The 20,499-nt window shown below is 54.3% G+C and carries 17 protein-coding genes and 1 tRNA gene; 11 read left to right on the forward strand and 7 right to left on the reverse strand.

Features of this window, described 5'->3' with window-relative positions:
• Positions 1-104: 104 nt before the first annotated feature.
• On the forward strand, positions 105-440 hold the full coding sequence (locus ACR0MP_RS08405) for a hypothetical protein (protein WP_170395976.1): 336 nt from the start codon (positions 105-107) through the stop codon (positions 438-440).
• A 111-nt stretch (positions 441-551) separates the two neighbouring features.
• On the opposite strand, the gene ACR0MP_RS08410 is transcribed toward ACR0MP_RS08405, so the two are convergent.
• Positions 552-1,556: an AraC family transcriptional regulator gene (locus ACR0MP_RS08410; protein ID WP_480886348.1), complete on the reverse strand. Its 1,005-nt coding sequence runs from the start codon at positions 1,554-1,556 to the stop codon at positions 552-554.
• Between the two features lie 139 nt (positions 1,557-1,695).
• Here ACR0MP_RS08410 and ACR0MP_RS08415 point away from each other — a divergent pair, with 139 nt between their 5' ends.
• The 4 genes from ACR0MP_RS08415 (at position 1,696) to ACR0MP_RS08430 (ending at position 5,738) form a co-directional block, all read left to right on the forward strand.
• Positions 1,696-3,093 (forward strand): amidohydrolase family protein, encoded by a 1,398-nt coding sequence (locus tag ACR0MP_RS08415; RefSeq protein WP_170408874.1) that lies wholly within the window; start codon positions 1,696-1,698, stop codon positions 3,091-3,093.
• 86 nt (positions 3,094-3,179) lie between these two features.
• Positions 3,180-3,884, forward strand: coding sequence for a DUF3299 domain-containing protein (locus ACR0MP_RS08420; protein WP_480886350.1), 705 nt, complete (start codon positions 3,180-3,182; stop codon positions 3,882-3,884).
• Entirely contained in the window at positions 3,881-5,059 is a 1,179-nt protein-coding gene (locus ACR0MP_RS08425; protein WP_170514100.1) for a carbohydrate porin, read from the forward strand. The genes ACR0MP_RS08420 and ACR0MP_RS08425 overlap by 4 nt, the downstream gene beginning before the upstream one ends.
• Before the next feature lie 70 nt (positions 5,060-5,129).
• Positions 5,130-5,738 carry an amidohydrolase family protein gene (locus ACR0MP_RS08430; protein WP_480886352.1) on the forward strand — a complete coding sequence of 203 codons (609 nt, stop codon included), beginning with the start codon at positions 5,130-5,132 and terminating at the stop codon, positions 5,736-5,738.
• A 122-nt stretch (positions 5,739-5,860) separates the two neighbouring features.
• Here the strand turns inward: ACR0MP_RS08430 and ACR0MP_RS08435 are convergent, their stop codons facing one another.
• Positions 5,861-9,310, reverse strand: coding sequence for a class I SAM-dependent DNA methyltransferase (locus ACR0MP_RS08435; RefSeq protein WP_480659381.1), 3,450 nt, complete (start codon positions 9,308-9,310; stop codon positions 5,861-5,863).
• A gap of 456 nt (positions 9,311-9,766) precedes the next feature.
• Here ACR0MP_RS08435 and ACR0MP_RS08440 point away from each other — a divergent pair, with 456 nt between their 5' ends.
• Together ACR0MP_RS08440 and ACR0MP_RS08445 are read left to right on the forward strand one after the other, a co-directional pair.
• The gene (locus tag ACR0MP_RS08440) at positions 9,767-10,687 is read left to right on the forward strand and encodes a restriction endonuclease (RefSeq protein ID WP_480659382.1); all 921 of its coding nucleotides are present in this window, start codon (positions 9,767-9,769) and stop codon (positions 10,685-10,687) included.
• 3 nt (positions 10,688-10,690) lie between these two features.
• Entirely contained in the window at positions 10,691-11,641 is a 951-nt protein-coding gene (locus ACR0MP_RS08445) for a hypothetical protein (RefSeq protein ID WP_480659383.1), read from the forward strand.
• Positions 11,642-12,232: 591 nt separating this feature from the next.
• Here ACR0MP_RS08445 and ACR0MP_RS08450 read toward each other — a convergent pair.
• The 3 genes from ACR0MP_RS08450 to ACR0MP_RS08460 all read right to left on the reverse strand — a co-directional run bounded on the left by ACR0MP_RS08450 (position 12,233) and on the right by ACR0MP_RS08460 (position 15,498).
• Positions 12,233-13,744, reverse strand: a complete 1,512-nt coding sequence (locus ACR0MP_RS08450) for a hypothetical protein (protein WP_480659385.1) — start codon at positions 13,742-13,744, stop codon at positions 12,233-12,235.
• 540 nt (positions 13,745-14,284) lie between these two features.
• The gene (locus tag ACR0MP_RS08455; protein WP_480659387.1) at positions 14,285-15,292 is read right to left on the reverse strand and encodes a tyrosine-type recombinase/integrase; all 1,008 of its coding nucleotides are present in this window, start codon (positions 15,290-15,292) and stop codon (positions 14,285-14,287) included.
• Between the two features lie 130 nt (positions 15,293-15,422).
• Positions 15,423-15,498 (reverse strand) — tRNA-Val (locus tag ACR0MP_RS08460).
• A gap of 408 nt (positions 15,499-15,906) precedes the next feature.
• Here ACR0MP_RS08460 and modA point away from each other — a divergent pair.
• Genes modA through modC form a run of 3 tightly spaced genes read left to right on the forward strand, consistent with a single transcriptional unit; the run spans position 15,907 to position 18,456 of the window.
• A complete protein-coding gene (gene modA, locus ACR0MP_RS08465) occupies positions 15,907-16,671 on the forward strand; it encodes a molybdate ABC transporter substrate-binding protein (protein WP_170408878.1) in 765 nt (254 codons plus the stop codon).
• Between the two features lie 4 nt (positions 16,672-16,675).
• A complete protein-coding gene (gene modB / locus ACR0MP_RS08470; protein ID WP_170408879.1) occupies positions 16,676-17,368 on the forward strand; it encodes a molybdate ABC transporter permease subunit in 693 nt (230 codons plus the stop codon).
• Positions 17,365-18,456 (forward strand): molybdenum ABC transporter ATP-binding protein, encoded by a 1,092-nt coding sequence (gene modC / locus ACR0MP_RS08475; RefSeq protein WP_170396032.1) that lies wholly within the window; start codon positions 17,365-17,367, stop codon positions 18,454-18,456. Before modB ends, modC begins: the two co-directional genes overlap by 4 nt.
• Positions 18,457-18,459: 3 nt before the next feature.
• On the opposite strand, the gene ACR0MP_RS08480 is transcribed toward modC, so the two are convergent.
• Complete coding sequence (locus ACR0MP_RS08480; RefSeq protein WP_480886354.1) at positions 18,460-19,383, reverse strand: Hint domain-containing protein; 924 nt, start codon at positions 19,381-19,383, stop codon at positions 18,460-18,462.
• A complete protein-coding gene (locus tag ACR0MP_RS08485) occupies positions 19,380-19,892 on the reverse strand; it encodes a toxin-activating lysine-acyltransferase (protein WP_480868881.1) in 513 nt (170 codons plus the stop codon). The genes ACR0MP_RS08480 and ACR0MP_RS08485 overlap by 4 nt, the downstream gene beginning before the upstream one ends.
• Positions 19,893-20,080: 188 nt before the next feature.
• Between ACR0MP_RS08485 and ACR0MP_RS08490 the strand changes: the two genes are divergently transcribed.
• Entirely contained in the window at positions 20,081-20,497 is a 417-nt protein-coding gene (locus ACR0MP_RS08490) for a hypothetical protein (protein WP_480886355.1), read from the forward strand.
• Positions 20,498-20,499: the final 2 nt, after the last annotated feature.

The following is a 20,499-nucleotide window of genomic DNA, read 5'->3' on the forward strand; positions in this document are numbered from 1 at the left end:
ATGCGTGTAACGAGACCGCAGAACGACCCGAGTTTGGACAAAATTCCGCCCAAAATCGTCAATAGCCGCCGCAGTGCAACAGATCGAATACAGATTGGAAATCAATGAAAAAGGCAGCTCTGCTTCTTACCCTATTGCCTGCAGCCGCATTCGCCGAGGAACGGGTGTTTGAATGTGAGGCACCGGATGCGGAACACCCGGAAATGGCCGCTCGGCTTGTGAAGTATGATGGCCAGCAAAAGGGCCACATTACGATCGGGGACATCGACAAGGATGTGGATGTGTTTCCCGGTCTCGACACCCTGACCTATCTGTATGTCGGTGAGGATTACACGCTGAATTATAACGTTCACCCTGAGAAGGGCACGTTTGATTACTCTGCCTCTGGTAGCAAGTCCGGATGGGGCAAGGGAACGTGCGTAGAGACCACCGGCCAATAATGGCGTTCGAATAGAATGGTTTAAGGCGCGGTCGGGACGGCAGTCTGGTCGCGCCTTTGCTTTTGTTCCGAAATCAAGTTCGCACAGCTGATCCAAGCATTTGCAACATAATTACGAGCCAAGGCGGTACTTAGTCGGTGTCATTCCGGTCTGGCCCCTGAAAAAGCGTGTGAAATGGGATTTGTCGGAGTAGCCGAGCATTAGACCGATCTCAGCTATTGTCATTTTGTCTTCTCCGAGGTGTTCCTTGGCGACATCGACACGCAGCCGTTTGATTTCGCGGGGCAGCGTTGTGCCTTGTTGCTGAAGCGCTTTCAGAAACCGTTCCGGCTGTATTCCCAACAATCCAGCCACCACCTCTGGTCCCAAATCGGTTTCATCCAGCTTATCGCGTAAAACAGATCGCAAAGCAGCTACTACGGTTACTTCTTCATCTTGTCGCGGTGAGGCGATGGGCTTGGCAGAGCCCTCAGAGACATGGTGCAAAAACAACCATTCTACAGGGAAACTAATTTGCATTCCGGGATCGTTCCCAAGGCCGACCTCGATCCCTTTGTAATCGATAGGTAGTCCGTTGATGTATCTGCTTTCCCATCGCACACGCGAAGAATCCCAGGCATCTCCGACGACGGTCTGCAATAGGCGTACATAGATTGCGGCACCAAAACCGGTCACCTGAATCGGCGGTACAGTAGGCTCTTGTTGTCTTTCGATTCGATAAGTCGCTTTGTCCGCTTCTACGACAAGGCTGTGTCGCACAGAATTGGATTCCTGCGGTACAAGCCCCACGAAACGGGTAAAGAACTCGAACAGCGTCTTTGTCGATTGCAGGGCCTGAGCGAACGGAGGCCACTCTTGCAGGTCAAACGTCTCCCCTACTTTCAGTCCAAGGTATCGATCTCCTGACACTTCTGAGAAGGCATTTACCAAACCGTAGACCAACTCTGAGTGCACGAACACGGCTGGGTCAGACAACAGTTCGGCTTTCAGGCCAACCTGATCCAATGCTGGTTGCGGATTGATCTTACGTTCGGTGAGATATTGCAGGAACGGAGCAGCTAATGAGAGGCGAATAAAGCCCTCGCTATGCTCTTGAGAGGTGGAGTTGAAAGGCAAGCTCGTCACCCTTGTCTGGATTAGTTTTAAGAAGTGGCCATTTTTTCAATCACATTCGAACATCCTAATTCGAAAGTGGCAACCGAGCCAAGATTTTCCGGACTACAGTTTGCAAAACACGAATATGAAGGGAGTACTTATGTCCGGCCTACGATTGTCCCTTTGCTCGACGGTAATTGTCGCTGCAGCTCTTTCTTTTTCAACGTCCGCGCATGCTCAGGATCAAGAAGAACCTCAAACGTTGTTTACCAACGTGCATGTCTTCGATGGCGTCAATGAACAGCGTATCGAGAATGCCAGCGTATTGGTCGAGGGTAATCTGATTAAGGCCGTATCAACCGATGCGATCGATGCCCCCAATGCTACGGTCATTGACGGAGAGGGACGGACACTGACCCCCGGGTTTATTGAACTGCACGCGCATCTCATGCTGATGGGGCCTACGTTACCTGCGATGGAGGCCAACACAACGTGGGAGGACTTTGCCATACACGGTGCACGGATGGCCGAGATGTATTTGATGCAGGGCTTCACCACAGTCAGGGATGCGGGTGGCGCCAATGGCGGGTTACGTCGCGCAATTGACGCAGGCCAAATTGACGGCCCGCGTTACTTTCCATCTGGTGCATTTATCGGAACGCGAGGTGGTCACGCTGACTTCGCGAATTTCACCGCACCGCCCGGGTCTGAAACAAACATGAGCAGGCTGAACTTGGCGCAGGAAATTAGCGGTGTTGATGACGTTTACAAGTTCGCACGCAACAATTTCCGCATGGGCGCGACGCAGTTGAAGTTCATGCAATCTGGTGGCGTCGTATCGGCCTTCGATCCGTGGCAGTTGCTGGCTGGATCGCCTGAGGAAATCAAAGCTGCGGTACAGGTGGCAAACGAGTATGGCAGCTATGTCATGGCGCATTCCTATCGGAAGGAAGCAATCCTGAGCGCGCTAGAGGCGGGTGTGATGTCGATCGAACACGGCTTCTCGTTTGACTGTGAAATTGCCCAAGTCATGAACGAAAAAGGGGCATATATTACGACCAACCTGACGGCCTTCGATCCCGGATTGCTTGATATTCCGGCAGTGGCAAATGTCCCGTCGAGCCTTGCCAAAGCAAAATCCGCCTCGGCCACATTTGCGGGCTACATCGACAATATGAAGGAATGCCCGGTGAAGCGAGGGTTCCAGACCGACTGTGTTGGTTCGGTCGAGGCATGCAATATCCAGATTGCCTACGAGAAGCACCTGAACAATGAGTTTTTTGGACCCTACACGTCGATGGTGACGTTGACATCGACGGGTGGTGAGGTGGTCGCTTTGTCAGGTGACTTTATGAACCCGTATACCGCCGGAAAACTCGGCGTTATCGAGGAAGGAGCTTATGCGGATATCCTGCTCATCGATGGTAACCCACTTGAAGACTTCTCGGTTGTTGGCACGGGTGATCAATGGTTCGGTGCCGACCCGAGGCCTGAAAGCCCAGATACGATCCGCCTGATCATGAAGGACGGCGTCATCTATAAAAACACACTGGATTGACCTGTCTGAACAGCCGGAGAGTATTTATGCGACATTGCTTCCGCTCCATAGTATTCGCAGGGTTGGTTTGGTGTGCTCATCCTGTCATGGCGACGCCAGGAACCGCGTTAGACTGGTCTGACCTGCCTGACCCGTCCGCGCAGGTCTTTGAAGACCCCTATCGCGAACTTAGCGCTGAACAGTTCGACGATGTTCTTTACGTCGTAAGGCTGCGCGGCAGATTGCAGCGGGAATCTGGTAGCGATGAAGAAAGGCAGAAATGGCAAGAGCTTCTGACCGAGACTGAGGATGCCTTGGTGGCAGATGGTATTGATGTCGACTGGCTACTCGATCAGCGAGAGGTCGTAACAGAACGTCGAAGAAAGGCTGGTACAAACGGAAATCCGCAATTCGACGGTCAAACAATCACACTCGCGGGCTTTGCCATTCCCGCTCCGAGTGATCCGGACGGGCGACCTGTCGCGTATCTGGTGCCGGAACGCGGGATGTGTAGTCACATGCCTCCTCCTCCGCCCAACCAGATGATCCGTGTGCGGTTGAATGGAGACTGGACGCCCAGCTATTTCCACGAACCTGTTCGGCTAACGGGCACTTTGACCATCAATCCTTCTGTTCAGAACATGATGGTTGTGGACGGCCTTATGCCTATGAATGCGACGTTCCAGTTGGAGACGGAACGTGTCGAAACTCTGGAGACTGAAGCAGACAGGCTTGAATGGAGGCAGCGCGCCGCCGATCGCATCCGGGCGGCGGGAGCTCGCAAGACCAGCGGGGCAAAGACGTCTGAATGATAAGACTTCTGTTTGCCGCATTGAGTATTGCCTTTGCTGGCGCAGCGTCGGCTCAGGGACTGTCCGGGCCATCTTCGGTTGAAGCTGATCTAGAGCCCGGAGATGGGCTAACCGATCCGCAATACCGTTCCGATTTTCCACGCAATATCGCACCAGGTTGGTTTCAGTGGAAAGACCGACTGGCCGAGGACGGTTTTCGCTTCAATATTGATTACCTGGCATTGGGCCAATCCACGAATGCTGATCTTGGAACCGGCGAAGCGGCAAGCGGAATTGCGCGTTTTTACGGTAGTTGGCAGGCAACTGAACGCGGCTCTTTGACATTCAAGATCGAAGATCGGCACAGTTACACTGATGTTGCCCCACAGTTTCTTGGGCTGGATGGCGGAGCACTTTCGATCACTGGGACAGCCTTCAACGATAATGGTTTGCTGCTGACCAATCTGTTCTGGACGCAAAGGGCCGAGAACGGCGCGTGGACACTGCAAGTCGGGCAGATTGATGTAACGGACTTTGTGGACATTTATGGGTTGGTCAGCCCATACAGCGGTTTCCAGAACCTGTCTTTCAATACCAATCCGACTATTAACACACCCAATCAAGGCCTTGGCATTGCCGGTGGGGTAAAGCTGAGCGAAAACTTCTACGCTGTTGCGAGCATCTCAGACGCAAACGCCGACCCATCTGATCCAAACTTTGATGTGTTTAGCGATGGCAATCTCTTCAAGTCACTCGAGCTTGGTTACACCTCCGGCTTTGATCGCATCTACTTTGACAATATCCATTTGACCCTTTGGCATGCGGATGCAGCCGACGATGGTAGCCGCCCTGAAGATTATGGGGCTGCCTTCTCAGCGGCTTGGTTTGTTGGCAATAAATGGATGCCATTCTTCAGGGCAGGGGCCTCAAAAGGGACAGCGGCGCTTTATGATCGGTCCGTTTCTGCAGGTCTGGGATATTACGGTCGTAATACCGATCTGGCCGGGCTGGGACTGAACTGGGCCGAGGCAAGGGGCATAGACGGTGATCAGTTCACGCTCGAAGCATTCTATCGTTTTTCAATATCACCCGAGTTGCAGATCACGCCATCACTGCAGTTCATTTCTGACCCGCTGCTGAACCCCACGCAGGATAGCATTATGCTGTTCGGTCTAAGAACTCGGATCGTTTTCTGAGGTGGGGCGAAAGCAGACTCCAAAAATAACAAAACATTCAGTTTTGTCGATAAAAAGGGAGGATCCATCCATGCGTACCTTGTTTCTGGCGGGCACGTTGTCTGTTTTTTCGACACTAGGCGCCGCGCAGACTTACGACATCGTCATTCTCAACGGTCGGGTCATGGACCCGGAAACCGGGTTCGACCAGATTGCTAACGTTAGAATAAGCAACGGATGGATCACTGCGATCACCGACGAAGATATTAACGGCAGCCAGTCCATCGATGCGACAGGGCACGTTGTGGCACCCGGATTTATCGACCTTGAGCAACACGGGTTGGACCCTTGGGGTATCAAAGTAAACCTTAGGGATGGCGTCACAACTCAAATGGATTTTGAGGTCGGAGCCGCTAACATTGATGAATGGTATGAAGCACGAGAGGGCTCAACGCAGGCAAATTATGGCACGGTGGTTGGACAAGAATTCGCACGGATGCGGGTCCATGACGGGCTCGTGCTTGAAGGTGGAGATATAGACTTCCGGAACTTCTTCGCACTGAGGGCACAATCTGTGGAAGACGGCGTCGAGGGGTGGTCTTCTGTACCAAGCAACCGTGAGCAGATGAACGAAATCACTGCCCAGCTGGATGAGGCACTACGTCTTGGAGCACTCGGTGTGGGATCGACCATCGGTTAGATTGCAGCGTAAGTGCAGCGGAGGCGCAGCGGAATAGGGGGCTATGGGGGAAACTCGGGTGCGGGAAGTCATAGATAGGAGCACGAAAAAATGTGCCGGAAATTTATGATCACCTCGCGCCCTCAAGCTGCGTAGCGACCCTCTTCGGTCTCTTCGGCCTCGCCCAATGCTGCGAGGGCCTCCAGCAAGGGCTGTACGGCGGATTTGCGGCCTCTGGCAAAGTTGCGTGCGATCTGGTCGGGGGTTGCTTCACCCAACTGCTCCAATACCTCGCGCACGGAGGCGATTTGTTCGGGCAGGGTTTTTGGCCATGGAGGTTTTTTCTCTGCCTTGGGTTTTGCGCCCAAATCCATTTCCGAAGTTTTGCCCACCTCAGCCACAGCGCCGGATGGGTTCTGATAGTCAGGTCTCAGCCAGCGAATGTGACCTTGTGCCTCTTCTTCGGCACGTTCATGGTTGAGAGCGACGAGCTTGAACAAAATTTCTTCATCCGAGAGGTCTGCAGGCCAGCCATAGGCTTCGGCCACAGCGGCGTCGATCTGATCATGCAGATCTCGCAAAATGCCGATGAGACCCTGATCGTAAATCTCTCTGTCCTTGCCTTCGATCACATCGTTCGCACGAAGTTTCTCGAGGACATTGTATATCTGCGTCAGCGTCAGTTTGGGATGCGCCGCCTGTTGGTGTTTTCGGTGAGCATCTAGTTCTTCCCCGAGGGTGCGAAGCTTGGCTCTATGGGCGTCTTTGAGGTCTGGGAATGGGAAGGGGTCAAAGCAGCGCGACTTGTTGTAGCGAGGATCATTCCCAACGCCTAACCGTCCGCCTGCTGCTAAGGACCAGACAACGTGTTGCCTGCTTGATAAAACTGCTAGTGCTTCTGCGTTAGGCAAGGCAATCGCGATTAACATATGATCTGGACGTGTGCCTGCATCGAGAAATTGAAACATGCGGTGTTTCGAGGTCTCTGTTGTTGCTATGAAACGGGGTACCCCATCCAAAGCCGGGCGAAAATCACTTCGTACTCGCCCGAATAGCCACCATTTTTCTCTGAATGCTTTATCCGACTTTACTGATCGTTCCGGCCAAACATGATCTTTGAGATGTTGGTATGCCTCTGGGTATCGATCTCTGACCTGTTCTTCATTTAGCCCAAAAAAGTCGATGACATAGTTGCCAGCCATTAGCTGGTTAAATTCTCTACCTTTTACATATGGCCCGACATAATTTTCCAAACCGGAACGGCGACCGATACCGATCGCAGCACGATTGCTCTTCTTAATGATAAATCCTTGTCCAGCTAGCATCATTCCGTTCGATGATAATCCAGAGTTGGACTGCAACGCCTTAGCTCCTGCAACATCTGCACCGATTTGTAGATTGGCAAATACCTTTCCGGATTTTCTATCAAATGTGACGGGCTTGCCGTCTGCTTCGGCCCGATCCTGTTTGCCCTCAGAGGTTACGGTTAGAAGTCTACCATCCCGACTGCCTTTCCCTCCCACGGTCATGGCAATCCGCACTGCCGCCCCATACAGTGTATCGACCCATGGATGATCAGGCACAACAAACAGCAGCGAGAGCGGCCTTTTCGGGTCATTCAGATGCGGCTCCAGAACTCGGCGATTAAATGTCTGGCGCAGGCTGTTGGTGGTGATAAGGCCAAAGCGACGAGTGCCCGCGCCCTTTCTTGAATCATAGGCTCGCGTTGCCAGTGCAGCTTTTTCCCACCAATACATCACTAGATCGGCGCTTTGTGGGACCTTGGGATAAGCTTCCCATAAGGCTTCTACATACCCATCCCCCAAGGCTTCTCGCAAAATTGCGCCTTTCCCAATAAACGGCGGGTTGCCTACGATAAACGTCGCCTCGGGCCAGACCGTCGCTTTAGGCTTGCTGTAGTCGTAGACCTGCACGCGGGCGGTAGGGTCTGGCACCTCTTCACCAGTGACGTTGTGCATGATCGTTGTCACCCCATCCCATCGGGTCACGGGGTTGCCCTGATCATCCATACGGGGCGTACGATCTTCCCATTCCAGCACTGCATCAGCGTTAGTGATATTCCTAAAGTCACGAAGCACAGGTTCCGAGGGCGACGCAGTGCCGTGAGTTCGGAAATGCCATTGCAGATAACCGATCCACAACACCAGTTCCGCAACGTTGGCTGCCCATGGATTCAACTCGATTCCTAGGAACTGGTGCGGGTCGATTGTGATGAAACTGGTCTGACTTTCCCCCAACTCATGGATTAGGGCCGTGACTTCACCCTCTAGCCGCTTCATCATCTCTAGCGCAACATAAAGAAAATTGCCCGATCCACATGCTGGGTCCAGCACAGTTGTTTCACAGAGCTGGTGGTGGAAATCCTTAACCAGTTTCAGCGCGGCCCCGTCCTTACCATCCGCAGTCAAGCGCTGCACCCCGGCCTGCACGTTGCGCCAATCCTCTCGCAGAGGTTCCATAATCGTTGGTGTCACCAAACGTTCCACATAAGCCCGAGGGGTATAATGCGCGCCCAGCTTGTGGCGCTGCTTTTTGTCCAACGCGCGTTCCAGCAGCGTGCCGAAAATCGCAGGCTCTACCTGCTTCCAGTCCGCTTCCGCCGCTTCTATCAACAGGCCTAGTTGCAGATTGTCGAGGGGCAGTGCGTCTGCCTCTTTGAAAAGACCACCGTTGAAGCGTTTGAGGTCAGACATCAGGGCTTGGGAAAAGCCACCTGCGTTCATTGTCTGCCATAGCCCTTCAAGCATAGGTTTGGCTTTCTCGGGTTGCCCGCGCAGCTTGATCAGCAACTCAGTGAAGCTGCGTTCGGGGATCAGGTCCACGTCTTCGGCGAACATGGAAAACAGGCAGCGCATCAGGAACCGGGCAACAGCATGTCCTTCATGGCCTTGAGCTTCGAAGCTCTTACCCAACTCCGCAAGGTGTCCTGCTATCTCTCGTGTGACCTCGGCGGACTTTAATGATGGATCAAGGCTGTAGGGATCGGTCCAAATCTTGCGCAGCAGGTCCTGCGTTTCACCTTGGCGCAGGTCCTCTAGTTTTATTCGGTATCGGTTCCCGTCGGGGTATTGGTTGTACCCTTGCCCTTGTCCCGAGAAATCCGCATAGAGTTCGATTACGTGGCCCACATCAACGATCATCAAGAAGGGTGGCCAACCGTCCTCTTTGGCAACTGCCCTTGCGTAGTTGTCTGCTTGGTTACGGGCCTTGAGCATCGTATCGTCAAACTTGGTAGTGCCACGCTTGCCGTGTCCCGCCTGCTTGGGGGCGTCTTTTTCGAGGAACAACTCGAGAGTGGATTGATCTGACGTGCTGGCAGATACGAACTGCTTGGCCTCAAGGATAAAGTGCCCCCGTTTATAGAGGTCGATCCGTCCGTTCCGTTTGCGGCCTGTGTGGGTCAAGGTAACGGGGCGTTCGAAGCGGTAGTCCAGAAAATCCCCGTCTGCGTCTGAGACGTTGGGTCGCGCAACGCCCAGTAGGTCGGTGAGTTCAATGGCGAAGGTTTGGGCAGTCGCAATCTCGCTGCCTCCTGACGCTGCCCATCTTTCAATAAATTGGTTGATGTCCAAATCTTCAACTTTCAGAGTCTTTATCCGTAACCCGCATTAAGACACGCAACTTAGGATACTGCAATTCTTGGATTATTCGCGCGAGGCTTGAAGTTCAAAGAAGATCTTTTCCTCATCGCGGGCGAAGCTGTTGCAGCATAGTATTGCTGGTCTCCGCGACTCCAGAAAGATTGCAGAGACGGAAATTGCGGAATTTTATTAGGCAGTCCAAACCGTATAATGCGGATTGGTGTGTGTGCCGAGGCCACGGTAGATGAAGTCGAAGTCCAGCAGGCCTCTCGACCAAATGTTCTTGCAAACGTGTTTGCGCGAAGAAACATTTAGTCGACTTCACTGCCGATACTCGGGAATCTGGTACAGATTGAGTTGTTTTTTTGGTAGTCCCTTGCACGCCAGAGGTTTATGCGCGACGGGTGCCACCCTATTATGTGCACAAAGAATTTGAGGTGAGCAGGTATGATCCCCGATTATCAGTCGCTTATGCGCCCAGTATTGGAGTGCGCCCAAAATGGACCACGGAAAGTGGCCGACGTGGTTGAAGAGATTTCAAGGCGTCTTGAATTAAGCGATGAAGAACGCAAGCAAATGTTGCCAAGCGGAAAGCAAACAACGATTGCAAATCGAGTTCATTGGGCGCGCTCGTATATGAAACAAGCGGGCTTGGTGCGCAACACTCGGAGGGGCTGGTACGAATTGACGGATCGAGGCAAGTCAGTTCTGGTTGATCCGACGATTTCACTGGACTCAAAGTACCTTGAGCAGTTCGACGAGTTTCAGGAATTCAAAGCACGCGGGAAAGAAAATGCTCAAGAAACTGGCTCGGAGGCAGGAGCCGAAACACCAGCCAATACACCCGATGAAGACTTGCAGGCAGCGCACAAAAAACTTGAGTCTGCCCTAGCTGCCAACTTGCTCGACAACGTGCGGTTGGCGTCGCCAGTGTTCTTTGAGAACCTGATAATAGACCTGCTGATCGCAATGGGATACGGAGGCACGTCCGAGGAAGCAGGGCGCGCGCTCGGGCAATCGGGCGACAATGGTGTGGATGGTGTAATTGATCAGGACCCGCTTGGCGTAGACCAAATCTATCTTCAAGCGAAGCGTTATAGTTCTGCCAACAGCGTGGGGCCGGGCGATATTCGCGACTTCTACGGAGCATTGAACCTTAAGAAAGCGACGAAGGGTATCTTCGTGACCACGTCACATTTCACGGATGCTGCGGAACAGACGGCCAAGGACTTAGGGTCGCGGATTGTACTTATTGATGGCCCGCAACTCGCTAAGTTGATGATCAAATACAATATAGGATGCCGCGACAAAGATGTGCTTCACATAAAGCAGATTGACGAAGGCTACTTCGATGAGGCGGCAAGCTGACCGATGAACGAGCACGAAGAAACACTACCTGATGTCGTCGAAGAAAAGGTGCCACAGCAGGCACAGTTACACGCAGATCAGCCGATCCGAGTACCGGTTTATCGGCGTGATCTCAAACCCACCAACCTCGTATTGTCGGCTGAGGACTTGAAAGAGTTCTGCGAACTGCTCGTTGAGGTGAATGAAAGAGCCAAGGAGATTGAGTATAGCAGGCTCGACCTCAGTACTTTTGAAAGCCCGGAGCAGGCAAAAACCCGTGTTAATGAGCTAGTGCCTATCGAGTACAACTACGTGGCGAGCAACGGCGACTCGATGCAGGGCCTAGGAATACCGAGGACTGACGAGAGAGCTTTCCCCGACGACCTGCAGTCGCTGTTCGCTTCGAACGCGGCATATGCGGAGCGTTCGATCAACCTTCGCCCCTTAAATACTGTTGAAGTATTCCTGAGCTTCGAGAAGCCGTCTTTGAAGATCGACTTGCAATCGTTACCTTCCAATCCGACTGAGAACCGCAGTGTGATTAATGTTGCTGGGCGGGATGAGGATTGGGTAATCTCAACCGCTCAGAAGATTGATGGCTTCTTCAAAAAGCGTAAGGCTGCTCGCCCTATCATCCATGGTTCGGGAGCCTATGACTACATCATCTATCTCGCTTTCTTGCCTGCGGTGATATGGCTGTTCTACAAATATGCGGCGTCCGCCAGCGGGTGGCTTGAGCAGCAGACAATTTTCCTCAACGTTATCCTTGGCATCTACGGGTTGCTGCTGTCGCTATTGCTAGCCCGGTTCTTGTTCCAATATGCTAGGTGGCTATTTCCACCAATGGAGTATTACAAACGTAGCCGATTGGGGGCCTTCATCCATCGAAGCGTTGCCACCGTTGTTGCGACCGGTGTCTGCGGCGGTGCGGCATACGATTTAGTGAAGGCGGTGATCACGTCGTTGAGTCAGTGAAAGTGTTTTTCTTAGTAACCATAAATTTTTGGGTCGGCAGCGGCTGGTCCTATCCGATTGCTGACGCACCCAGCGAACAAAGAAGATAGATTCTAACCCGCACGGGCGAGGCTTACGCCCCGCCCTTTGCTAGGTTGTCCCGCTTCCAAAGAGGTTGCAGGTTGCTGTAGTGGCAAAGTTCGATGAGGTGCTCCAAACACTGTGCAGCCGAGAGTGGGGTTATGTGGTCCACCTCCCATTGACCATACCGGTCCCAAGTCATGCCATCTGTGAACCGGGCCTCTATGTGCCTCTTTAAGGCCGCATGCGAGCAACCGACTGCCCGAGACGGGCTGGCCTCGCCCCTCAAAACCTGACCTGACCGGTTCTGTACTGACCTGAACATACGGTAAGATGGATCGATTGCTCGACACCTCCGATCCCGCTCGACCGTTTTCTCAGCGTTGCACTGTACACATTGGCGATTGCTGACGTACCGCTCGGCCATGTGCCCATACTTACAAGGACGACCCGTCCAGAAACGAGAAAGGCCGCGCAAGGCGGCCTCTTCACGAGTTAGGAACGTCTGTTCCGCTGCTATGTCAAACGGCATTATGCTGCTGCCGCCACCTGACGACCTTCCAACCGGGCAAGCAACTCTTTCTGCCTCTGCCCGTTGGCACAAACCTGTGCACTATTGACCTCACCCGAAAGCAGCCAGTTCAGCAGTAGGTTCCGCATTCTCCGAGATGGTATGTAGAGCGTAACTCTACGTCTTGGTGTGTAGGCGCGTTCGGTGCCATTTAGCCCACCCACACGTATTGCAGACCGGAATAGCCACTGCACCAGTTCGGTCAACGCATAAGCATCAGAGAAGCTATGAGCCTCCTTGCTGTCGCGCTTCATGCCTAGGAAGGTCAACAGTTGCGGGTTGGGGTGTTGATCATAGAGATACACTGCTGTTGTGCACCCTATGTGGTCATTGGTCCCACGTGTGGTGTTGGGTACGAATTTAACGCCGTTTGTGGTCCATATCTCATCAACAACCTCTGTGTCCTTGTTGTACACCTCTTCCTTCAAGGCGCGCCCAAACATACGCGTATGCTTTGAGAGCCTGCCTGCCTTTGGCTTTTGTCCTGTCGCTGCGTCATGCCACAGACCACGTGCGCAGGTCAGCATAACGGTTCTGGGGTCTACGCCATACAGTTCTCTATCCTTGAACTTGCGTAGCTTGTGGCCAATCGAAGTACACTGTTGATGCGTTTTGATCTTGTCTAGCTGTGCGCTATGTGTCCACTTTTGGGTCTCCAACTCCGGTATGGAAAGAACCGTCAGTGCGCCAGCAACGTCTTCTCGCCACACAGCTTCGACTTCTTTGTCTAGACGCTGCACCTCCAGAGTGAACGAGTCGGGATGGTCGTTCTGCAGCTTTTGCAGGAACTGCAGCAGCACCGATCCTTCTGAAAGGTACGTGTAAATCGTTACGGATTTGGGCTTGAGCAGAAGTTCTTTGGGAATTGCGAGGACGAACAGCGCCTCGCTTATGCGATACAGTGCGCCCGACTTGGCTTTGTCATAGAGTGATCGGTCAAATGTCTTGTTCCCTTTGCGGTACAGCTCATCCCACTTTTCCGTCGGAACAATACGTCCGTCAGGCTCCTCTACTGCCATGCCAAGACCTAGGTAAGCTGTGTCAAAGTCAACCTTTCGGACTGTCTGGTCTACCTCGAAGGGGTTTACGACCTCGTCAATGATGAGGTTGTATCCATCAAGTAAGTGATCGACTTCGATGGTCGGTTTGCCGTTGCCGTCGAACTCAGTACATCTTGCAACGCCCGTGCTTTGGGTTGCCATAGCTCCAAGCCGGTAGAAAAGAGCGTGAGTACAAGCGATTGACTTGCCCGCTCGGATCAACTTCTCGCAGTGATCACTTTTGTTGCCGCCATTACAAATAGGCTGTGTGAGGATGAAGTCGGAATCTTTTCGAGCACCTTTGATAAAGCGTTCCACCTCACTTAGGTAGGGTAAAACGGCGATATACTTCTCCGACTTTTTGAAGCTGCGGTTGATTTCTGTGGATTTGCCATAGCCACAGGGTTTATCGGCAATAGTGATATGGGGCATATAAGCCTCCTGTGTTCGGCCCATTGGACCAGTTTGGGGAATGTGCTCTGATGGATACCGAGCAAATGGAATTGCCCCGTTGGGGCGAGTGGGAGAAAATCCCGGTGAACACGCAATGGCTAAACTAGAGGGATTAATAGCCCTCTTTTCAGTACCTTTGCTTACAGGTTGTCGTGATTTATCTTTTATTTCTATGCCTTTAACGGCAACTTACTCCACTCGCATTGGAGTGACGTAGGTCCAAGTTGTCAAAGTAACCCGATCAACACTGACCAAGCGAAACCTGTATGCTCAAATGAGGGAGGGGTTTTGCACAAATGAGGGATTGGCAACGCTTGTTAGTTCACAAGACGGAGGGTTAGCGCCTGTGTGTTCACAAGAGGAAGGGTTAATGCCATTTCCAAATGTGTGCGGGACAGAAAGCCAGCCACGGGACAGCCAAAAGGCTAGGGGAGCAGTGTTGTCGCTTGATAGGGAGCAGGGCGGTCAAAAACTGACGCATCGAGAGACTACGACCACCCTGCACCGCATCACGCCGATTTAGGCATGTTCGACGGCTGCCAACTTTGCCACGATGTCATCGGTCTGCAGGTGGGTGTAACGCATCAGCATCCGCAAATCCCGATGTCCGCTGATCATTTGGACCTGCGCCAACGATAATCCGCTTTCCACAAAGCGGGACACCGCCTCATGTCGAATGTCATGAAATGTAAGGTCTACCACGCCTGCCCGTTGCCTGAGGCGCTCAAAGGCCAATCGCACAGAATTACCAGACAGGGGCAAACACCGGTCGTTCCCGCGTGGCAGGTTCATCAAAACGGCAACGGCATTCGGGCTGAGAGGCACTGTACGGGCGCGACCGTTTTTGGTTTGGGGCAAGAACACTGTCCGACGCTCAAGGTCTACATGCTTCCATTGTATCGACAGCAATTCCCCTCGGCGCATCCCGGTTGCCAAAGCAAGCGTCAGCAATGGCTTCATCAGCGGAGACCGAGCTTGGTTCACGGCGTCCAGCAAAGCCTGCCATTCTCCCTGCCGCAATCGTCTCTCTCGGCGGTTGTCGATCTTGGGCCGCCGTACAGACTTGACTGGGTTCCCCTGTGGCAGGTTCTGCCCCCAATCCTCACAGGCGACATCCAGGGCGTGCTGCAACCAACCCAGTTCCCTCACCACAGTCGCCGCCTTCATGGATTTAATGCGCTGGTCACGATAGTGGACAAAGTCAGCGGATCGCAGCTTGCCGACCTTCTTAGTGGCTAACTTGGAGTACTTACGCAGGAACCCGTTGATTGCATAACTTTCATTGTCCGCGCACCGTTTCTCGCTCGTGATGTTATCTCGGTATTTTCGCAGCACTTCACCAAGTGTCATCTCGGATGCGTTCTCACTGAGGTCTGGGGTTAGCAATCCCCTGTCGGCGCTCAACTCCGTCTTACGAGCCCACTTCGTCGCATCAGCACGCTTTAGAAAGGACTTGGATCGGGATTGCCCGTCCTTCCGAACCGTCGCCTGCCACTTTCCGCTAGGCCGTTTTACGATTGTTGCCATGGCCCATATCTCCTGTGTTGGAGACATCTTTTCTGTCTAAGTGCAGCGGAGGCGCAGCGGACACAGTTTCATGCGCAGCACAGCAAAAGGTGCTAGTCGCGTAAGGCCTTGATACATCGTGGGGAAAGAATGGTGGGTGATGAGAGACTCGAACTCCCGACATCTTCGGTGTAAACGAAGCGCTCTACCAACTGAGCTAATCACCCGTGAGGGCTCATGTAGCTAAGCCCGTGCGTGGGTGCAAGAGGGTATGGCACAATTTCTTTTGCAAAATCGCGCAAGGTTTCAGATCAGCGTTTAGGCAACTGGGCGCGGTTACCAATCGAGCAAACTCATGTGTCATATCGTGGTTGAATAGCGAAATGCGGATATCGCTGTTCAGGCGAGGCGGATCAGACACGTTGTTTAGCGATTGAGCGCTCTACCTCGGGAGTTTCCGGTTTTAGAGAAGCGCGACAGCATATTGATCTTGGGTTGGGCGATTCTCGTTTTCCACCGAATTCTGAGTTCAATATGGGCCGTAGCTTTGGTTGTAAGGCCAAAGGGCCTTGCCTGCCACGTGTTGCCTCCGATATGCCCAGAGGGATTGCAACCCTCTGATCCGGAGGCAAAGAATGACGGGCGCCTGTCGCTGTCTGATCGCAGCTTTGGCCTTCTGCGCGATACTCGCTGTCCCGGTTCGGGCCGAGGGCGTGCTGGTTTTTGCCGCCGCCAGCCTCAAGACCGCACTGGACGTGATTGCCAGAAGTTATGAGGCTGAGACCGGGCAAGAGGTGACGGTGTCGTACGCGGCCTCCTCGGTGCTGGCGCGGCAGATACAAGCGGGGGCGCCCGCCGATCTGTTCATTTCGGCCAACGAGGATTGGATGGACGTGCTGCAGGATGAGGGCCTGATCAATACCGCTTCACGTATTGAGTTGCTGGGTAACGGGCTGGTTTTGATTGGTGCGCCGGGGGCTGACACGGCCGAGATTGAGGCGGGGTTTGACCTGAGCACCCGTCTAGGCAGTGGGTATCTGGCCATGGCTTTGGTCGATGCGGTGCCTGCGGGCATCTATGGCAAGGCCGCGTTACAGGGTCTGGGACTTTGGGGCGATGTTCAGGACCAGATCGCCCAGACGGACAATGTACGCGCCGCGCTGGCGCTGGTTGCGACGGGGGCGGCGCCTTTGGGCATTGTCTATCGCTCGGACGCTGTGGCTGATGAGCGGGTCGGGGTCATCGGTGTCATCCCGGCAGATATCCACCCGAAAATTGTGTATCCAGCAGCCCTGACTTCTACTGCAGAACCTACGGCGCACGCGCTTTTGACCTATTTGCAAGGCAATTCCGCACGGGCCGAATTTGTGAGGCAGGGGTTCTCCCTGCCCGAAGGTTAGTACGATGGGATGGTTGGGCCCGGCAGAGATGGAGGCATTGCGCCTGTCGCTGCGCGTATCGTTCTGGGCAACGCTGATCACGTTGCCCTTTGGGATTTTCATTGCCTATGCGCTTGCGCGCTGGCGGTTTCCGGGGCGCCAGTTGCTGAATGGTCTGGTTCATCTGCCTCTGATCCTGCCGCCGGTGGTGACCGGCTATCTGCTGCTGCTGACCTTTGGGATTCAGGGGCCGTTGGGCGCGCCTTTGGCCGAGCTTGGGATCGTTTTTGCTTTCCGATGGACCGGCGCTGCGCTGGCTGCCGGGATCATGGCTTTTCCGCTGATGGTGCGCGCGATCCGGCTGTCGATCGAGGCAGTAGACCCAAAACTGGAACAGGCAGGCGCCACTTTGGGGGCGTCGCGTCTGCTGGTCTTTGGAACGGTGACGCTGCCAATGATCCTGCCTGGGGTCATTGCGGGCGCGATCCTGGCGTTTGCCAAGGCGATGGGAGAGTTCGGGGCCACGATCACCTTTGTTTCTAACATACCCGGTCAGACGCAGACGTTGCCCTCGGCAGTCTATGCGTTTTTGCAGGTTCCAGGGGGTGAGGCGGCGGCGACGCGGCTGGTGATCATCTCGATCATCATCGCCATGGGCGCGCTTTTGCTGTCGGAATATGTGGGCCGTCGTGTGGCCAAACGCGTGGCCGGATCATGAGCCTGTCCGTCCGCCTGCAACACCAGCTACCCGGGATGAAGCTGGACCTCGATTTCGACGCACCTTCCGGTGTAACGGTTCTGTTTGGGCGTTCTGGTTCGGGAAAGACGACGGTAGTGAATGCAGTCGCTGGGCTATTGAGGCCCGAGGCCGGGCGGGTCGCGGTCGGCGATTGGGTGTTGTTCGACACGGATCGTGGGGCATGGCTGCCGCCACATAGACGGCGCTTGGGCTATATCTTTCAGGAAGGCCGTCTGTTCCCGCATCTGACCGTACGCCAGAATCTGAATTATGGTCGCTGGTTTGCACCGCGCGGGGCACGACGCGAAAACCCGGATCGGGTGATCGAGATGTTGGGTGTTGGCCATCTGCTGGACCGCCGCCCAGCCATGCTATCGGGGGGTGAGAAACAGCGCGTCGCCATTGGCCGCGCCCTGCTGGCCAGCCCGCGCCTGATCCTTGCGGATGAGCCTCTGGCCGCGCTCGACGACGCGCGAAAGGCTGAAATCCTGCCCTATTTCGAACGGTTGCGGGACGAGGTATCAGTCCCGATACTCTATGTGACCCATTCGGCGGCCGAGGTTGCCCGGCTTGCAACGTCCGTGGTTGCGCTGCAGGACGGGCGTGTCGTGCGGCATGGTCCCGCGTCCGATGTTCTGTCGGACCCATCCGTGGCCCCTGCAGGCGTGCGCGCGGTGGGGGCCGTTCTGCGGGTCCGTGTTACGGCGCATCACGACGATGGCCTGTCCGAACTTGATGCCGGTGGCGCTCGTCTTTACCTGCCTCGGATTGCCCATCAAATCGGCGAAGAGCTGCGTATTCGTATTCCGGCGCAAGAGGTGATCCTGTCCAATAGACCACCCGAGGGTCTTTCAGCCTTGAATGTGTTGTCGGGGCAGGTCGAGGCGATCCGGGCAGGTGAGGGGCCCGGTGCAATCGTGTCGGTCAAAACAACTGCGGGTGTTGTGCTGGCGCGCGTGACCCGACGCTCGGTCGCGGCGCTGGGTTTGCAGCAGGGCAGTACATGCTATGCGGTGATCAAGACCGTCGCGCTGGCTCCGCAGGATGTCGGGGGGCGGGTTGTCTAGGACCTAGGCAAGCGCACGCGCCTCATGTTCGCGCAGGATCAGCCGCGCAGCAAGGCCGAAGCCGATATGTTCGTCCGAGGCGCGCTCGGGGAATATCTCGGCGAGTTCCTGCAGCGCGTCAGAAGACAGCGTGTGGAGGGTTTCTTCACCCAGAAACAGGCTTTCGGCCTGAGCCCCTTCGGCAAACAAAATCTCGTGCCTGTCCAGCAGGATATGCAGGTATTCGACCGGCTCATCACCGGTATCAATATCTATTCCCGGCCACGAGCACAGATGTTTGGCGGCGACCAACACTTCGGGCGCGCCAAACAGCATCTCGACCTTGGGGCCGCGGATCAGGAGGCGATGCTGTTGAGACACCAGCAAATCGCGGGATGGAACACCAGGTCCCAGACTACCTGCGGTCACTCGCACCGGGCGCATCGCAGGATTTGCGCGCAATCGCTCGGGCGACATGGTGCTGCTTTCGATCCAGCGGATCGGCTGTATTCCGTGATCGGCAGTCAACACGTCGTCATCCACGCGCAGGGTCTCAATGGCGCGCTGGCCTTCCGCCGTTTCGATCAGAGTACCTGAGGTAAAGCAAACGCCTTCGATAGTGATATCAATGATCTGGGTCTGGGTTCCACTGAAGGTGAAGAAACCATTGGCGAAATTGGCGGTGACCGTCACCTCGAACGAGTCCAATTGGATTTCTCCGTCATCGAGGCTATCGAAGAAGGCCGGGTCGACGGTATAGGTCCACGTACCGTTCGCATCTATTGAGGCGGTGCCGAAATCCGGTTGATCGGAGATTGCCCAGGTGGCCCCGGTGAAGGTTCCGAAATCCGATGTTGCGGTGACATCGAGGTCACCCGAAGCGACATTAGGAGGAAAGCCGGTCACGTCGCCCGTGATATCGCCCGATATGGTTACAACCGAAGTCATCCGTTTTCCTGCTCAAGCGTTCTGGCAAATTCGGCATCGCGGTAAAGGCGCATATGCACCTGTTGCTGGTCATCGCGTGTCCATTCGACGATCCGTTTTGTGGATAGGTCGCTGCTGAGGCGATTGGTGCGCACGCGTGGGTGCGGGATGTCCCGTTTCAGCATGTCGACGATCTGACGAGTTTGGCCGAAGGGTGCCACCATATCGATGATCCAGAAGGATGAGCCACTGGCGAAATCGACATCTCTCAGCGGCTCTTCCTTCACCGCATAGCGATATTCGGCTTCCGAGCTGAGACCGGCAAATGTCACGAATCCGCGCGGAAAGCCGTTTTGGCGGAAGATGTGATACTGGCCCAATCTCAGCGGCGTTTCGAACGCATAGAGAACCTGTGCCAAACTGCGGTTACGATGCGTTTTGGTCAGGGCAGCCAGATAAAATAACGCACCGAAGTCGGCGTATTTTTCACCGGAAAGATCGAACCAGTCTTTGGGAAATGACTTTTCCACGGGCCACTCTGGAAACTGCTGATGCAGAGATCATAGCGCACCACATATTCAAAGAAAGAATTTTCATTCAAGCTGATGTGTTACGGGTTGAGTTAGACCTGAGGCCCGGTTTGACTATATTGATTCGTATAGGCTGGTTGGTCCCACGTCGTCTCAGCCGTGATCGCGTTTTTCATAGGGTGTTTTATATGCGTTTTCTTACATGCCTCTCTTTGACAGCCATCATACTGGCCCCCACCATTGCGCAGTCTCAGGGCGTTGGTTTTGGCTATAAACTAAGACCGCAGTTCAGAACCCAGATCACGCCGCTTAAGGATGGAACCTATGAAGTGAAGCCTGTCGGTGGATCCTCGGCCGCGGTCACCTATTGGTGTGGAATTGGGGATTATGCAGTTCGCACATTGGCAGTTTCAAACTCGCAGCGGATTTATGTTTCCAAAGCTTACGAGAAAGGTGTTCGCACAGTGCAGTTTTCGCTAACCCCACCGCCCGGTGCGGATACCAATCCGGGATATTCTTTGACCGTCAACAGGGTGGGTGAGAACCTGTCCGCCGCTTCGGCGCAAAACTACTGCTTTGATAATTCCATCGATATGGGGTTTTAGCG

Source organism: Ruegeria sp. K3, assembly GCF_056531845.1.

Excerpts from the sequence above, each read along its gene's own strand:
- ACR0MP_RS08405 (WP_170395976.1), top strand. The coding sequence starts at position 105 with ATGAAAAAGGCAGCTCTGCTTCTTACCCTATTGCCTGCAGCCGCATTC.
- ACR0MP_RS08415 (WP_170408874.1), top strand. The coding sequence starts at position 1,696 with ATGTCCGGCCTACGATTGTCCCTTTGCTCGACGGTAATTGTCGCTGCA.
- ACR0MP_RS08420 (WP_480886350.1), top strand. The coding sequence starts at position 3,180 with ATGGCGACGCCAGGAACCGCGTTAGACTGGTCTGACCTGCCTGACCCG.
- ACR0MP_RS08425 (WP_170514100.1), top strand. The coding sequence starts at position 3,881 with ATGATAAGACTTCTGTTTGCCGCATTGAGTATTGCCTTTGCTGGCGCA.
- ACR0MP_RS08430 (WP_480886352.1), top strand. The coding sequence starts at position 5,130 with ATGCGTACCTTGTTTCTGGCGGGCACGTTGTCTGTTTTTTCGACACTA.
- ACR0MP_RS08440 (WP_480659382.1), top strand. The coding sequence starts at position 9,767 with ATGATCCCCGATTATCAGTCGCTTATGCGCCCAGTATTGGAGTGCGCC.
- ACR0MP_RS08445 (WP_480659383.1), top strand. The coding sequence starts at position 10,691 with ATGAACGAGCACGAAGAAACACTACCTGATGTCGTCGAAGAAAAGGTG.
- ACR0MP_RS08450 (WP_480659385.1), bottom strand. The coding sequence starts at position 13,744 with ATGCCCCATATCACTATTGCCGATAAACCCTGTGGCTATGGCAAATCC.
- ACR0MP_RS08455 (WP_480659387.1), bottom strand. The coding sequence starts at position 15,292 with ATGGCAACAATCGTAAAACGGCCTAGCGGAAAGTGGCAGGCGACGGTT.
- modA (WP_170408878.1), top strand. The coding sequence starts at position 15,907 with ATGACGGGCGCCTGTCGCTGTCTGATCGCAGCTTTGGCCTTCTGCGCG.
- modB (WP_170408879.1), top strand. The coding sequence starts at position 16,676 with ATGGGATGGTTGGGCCCGGCAGAGATGGAGGCATTGCGCCTGTCGCTG.
- modC (WP_170396032.1), top strand. The coding sequence starts at position 17,365 with ATGAGCCTGTCCGTCCGCCTGCAACACCAGCTACCCGGGATGAAGCTG.
- ACR0MP_RS08480 (WP_480886354.1), bottom strand. The coding sequence starts at position 19,383 with ATGACTTCGGTTGTAACCATATCGGGCGATATCACGGGCGACGTGACC.
- ACR0MP_RS08490 (WP_480886355.1), top strand. The coding sequence starts at position 20,081 with ATGCGTTTTCTTACATGCCTCTCTTTGACAGCCATCATACTGGCCCCC.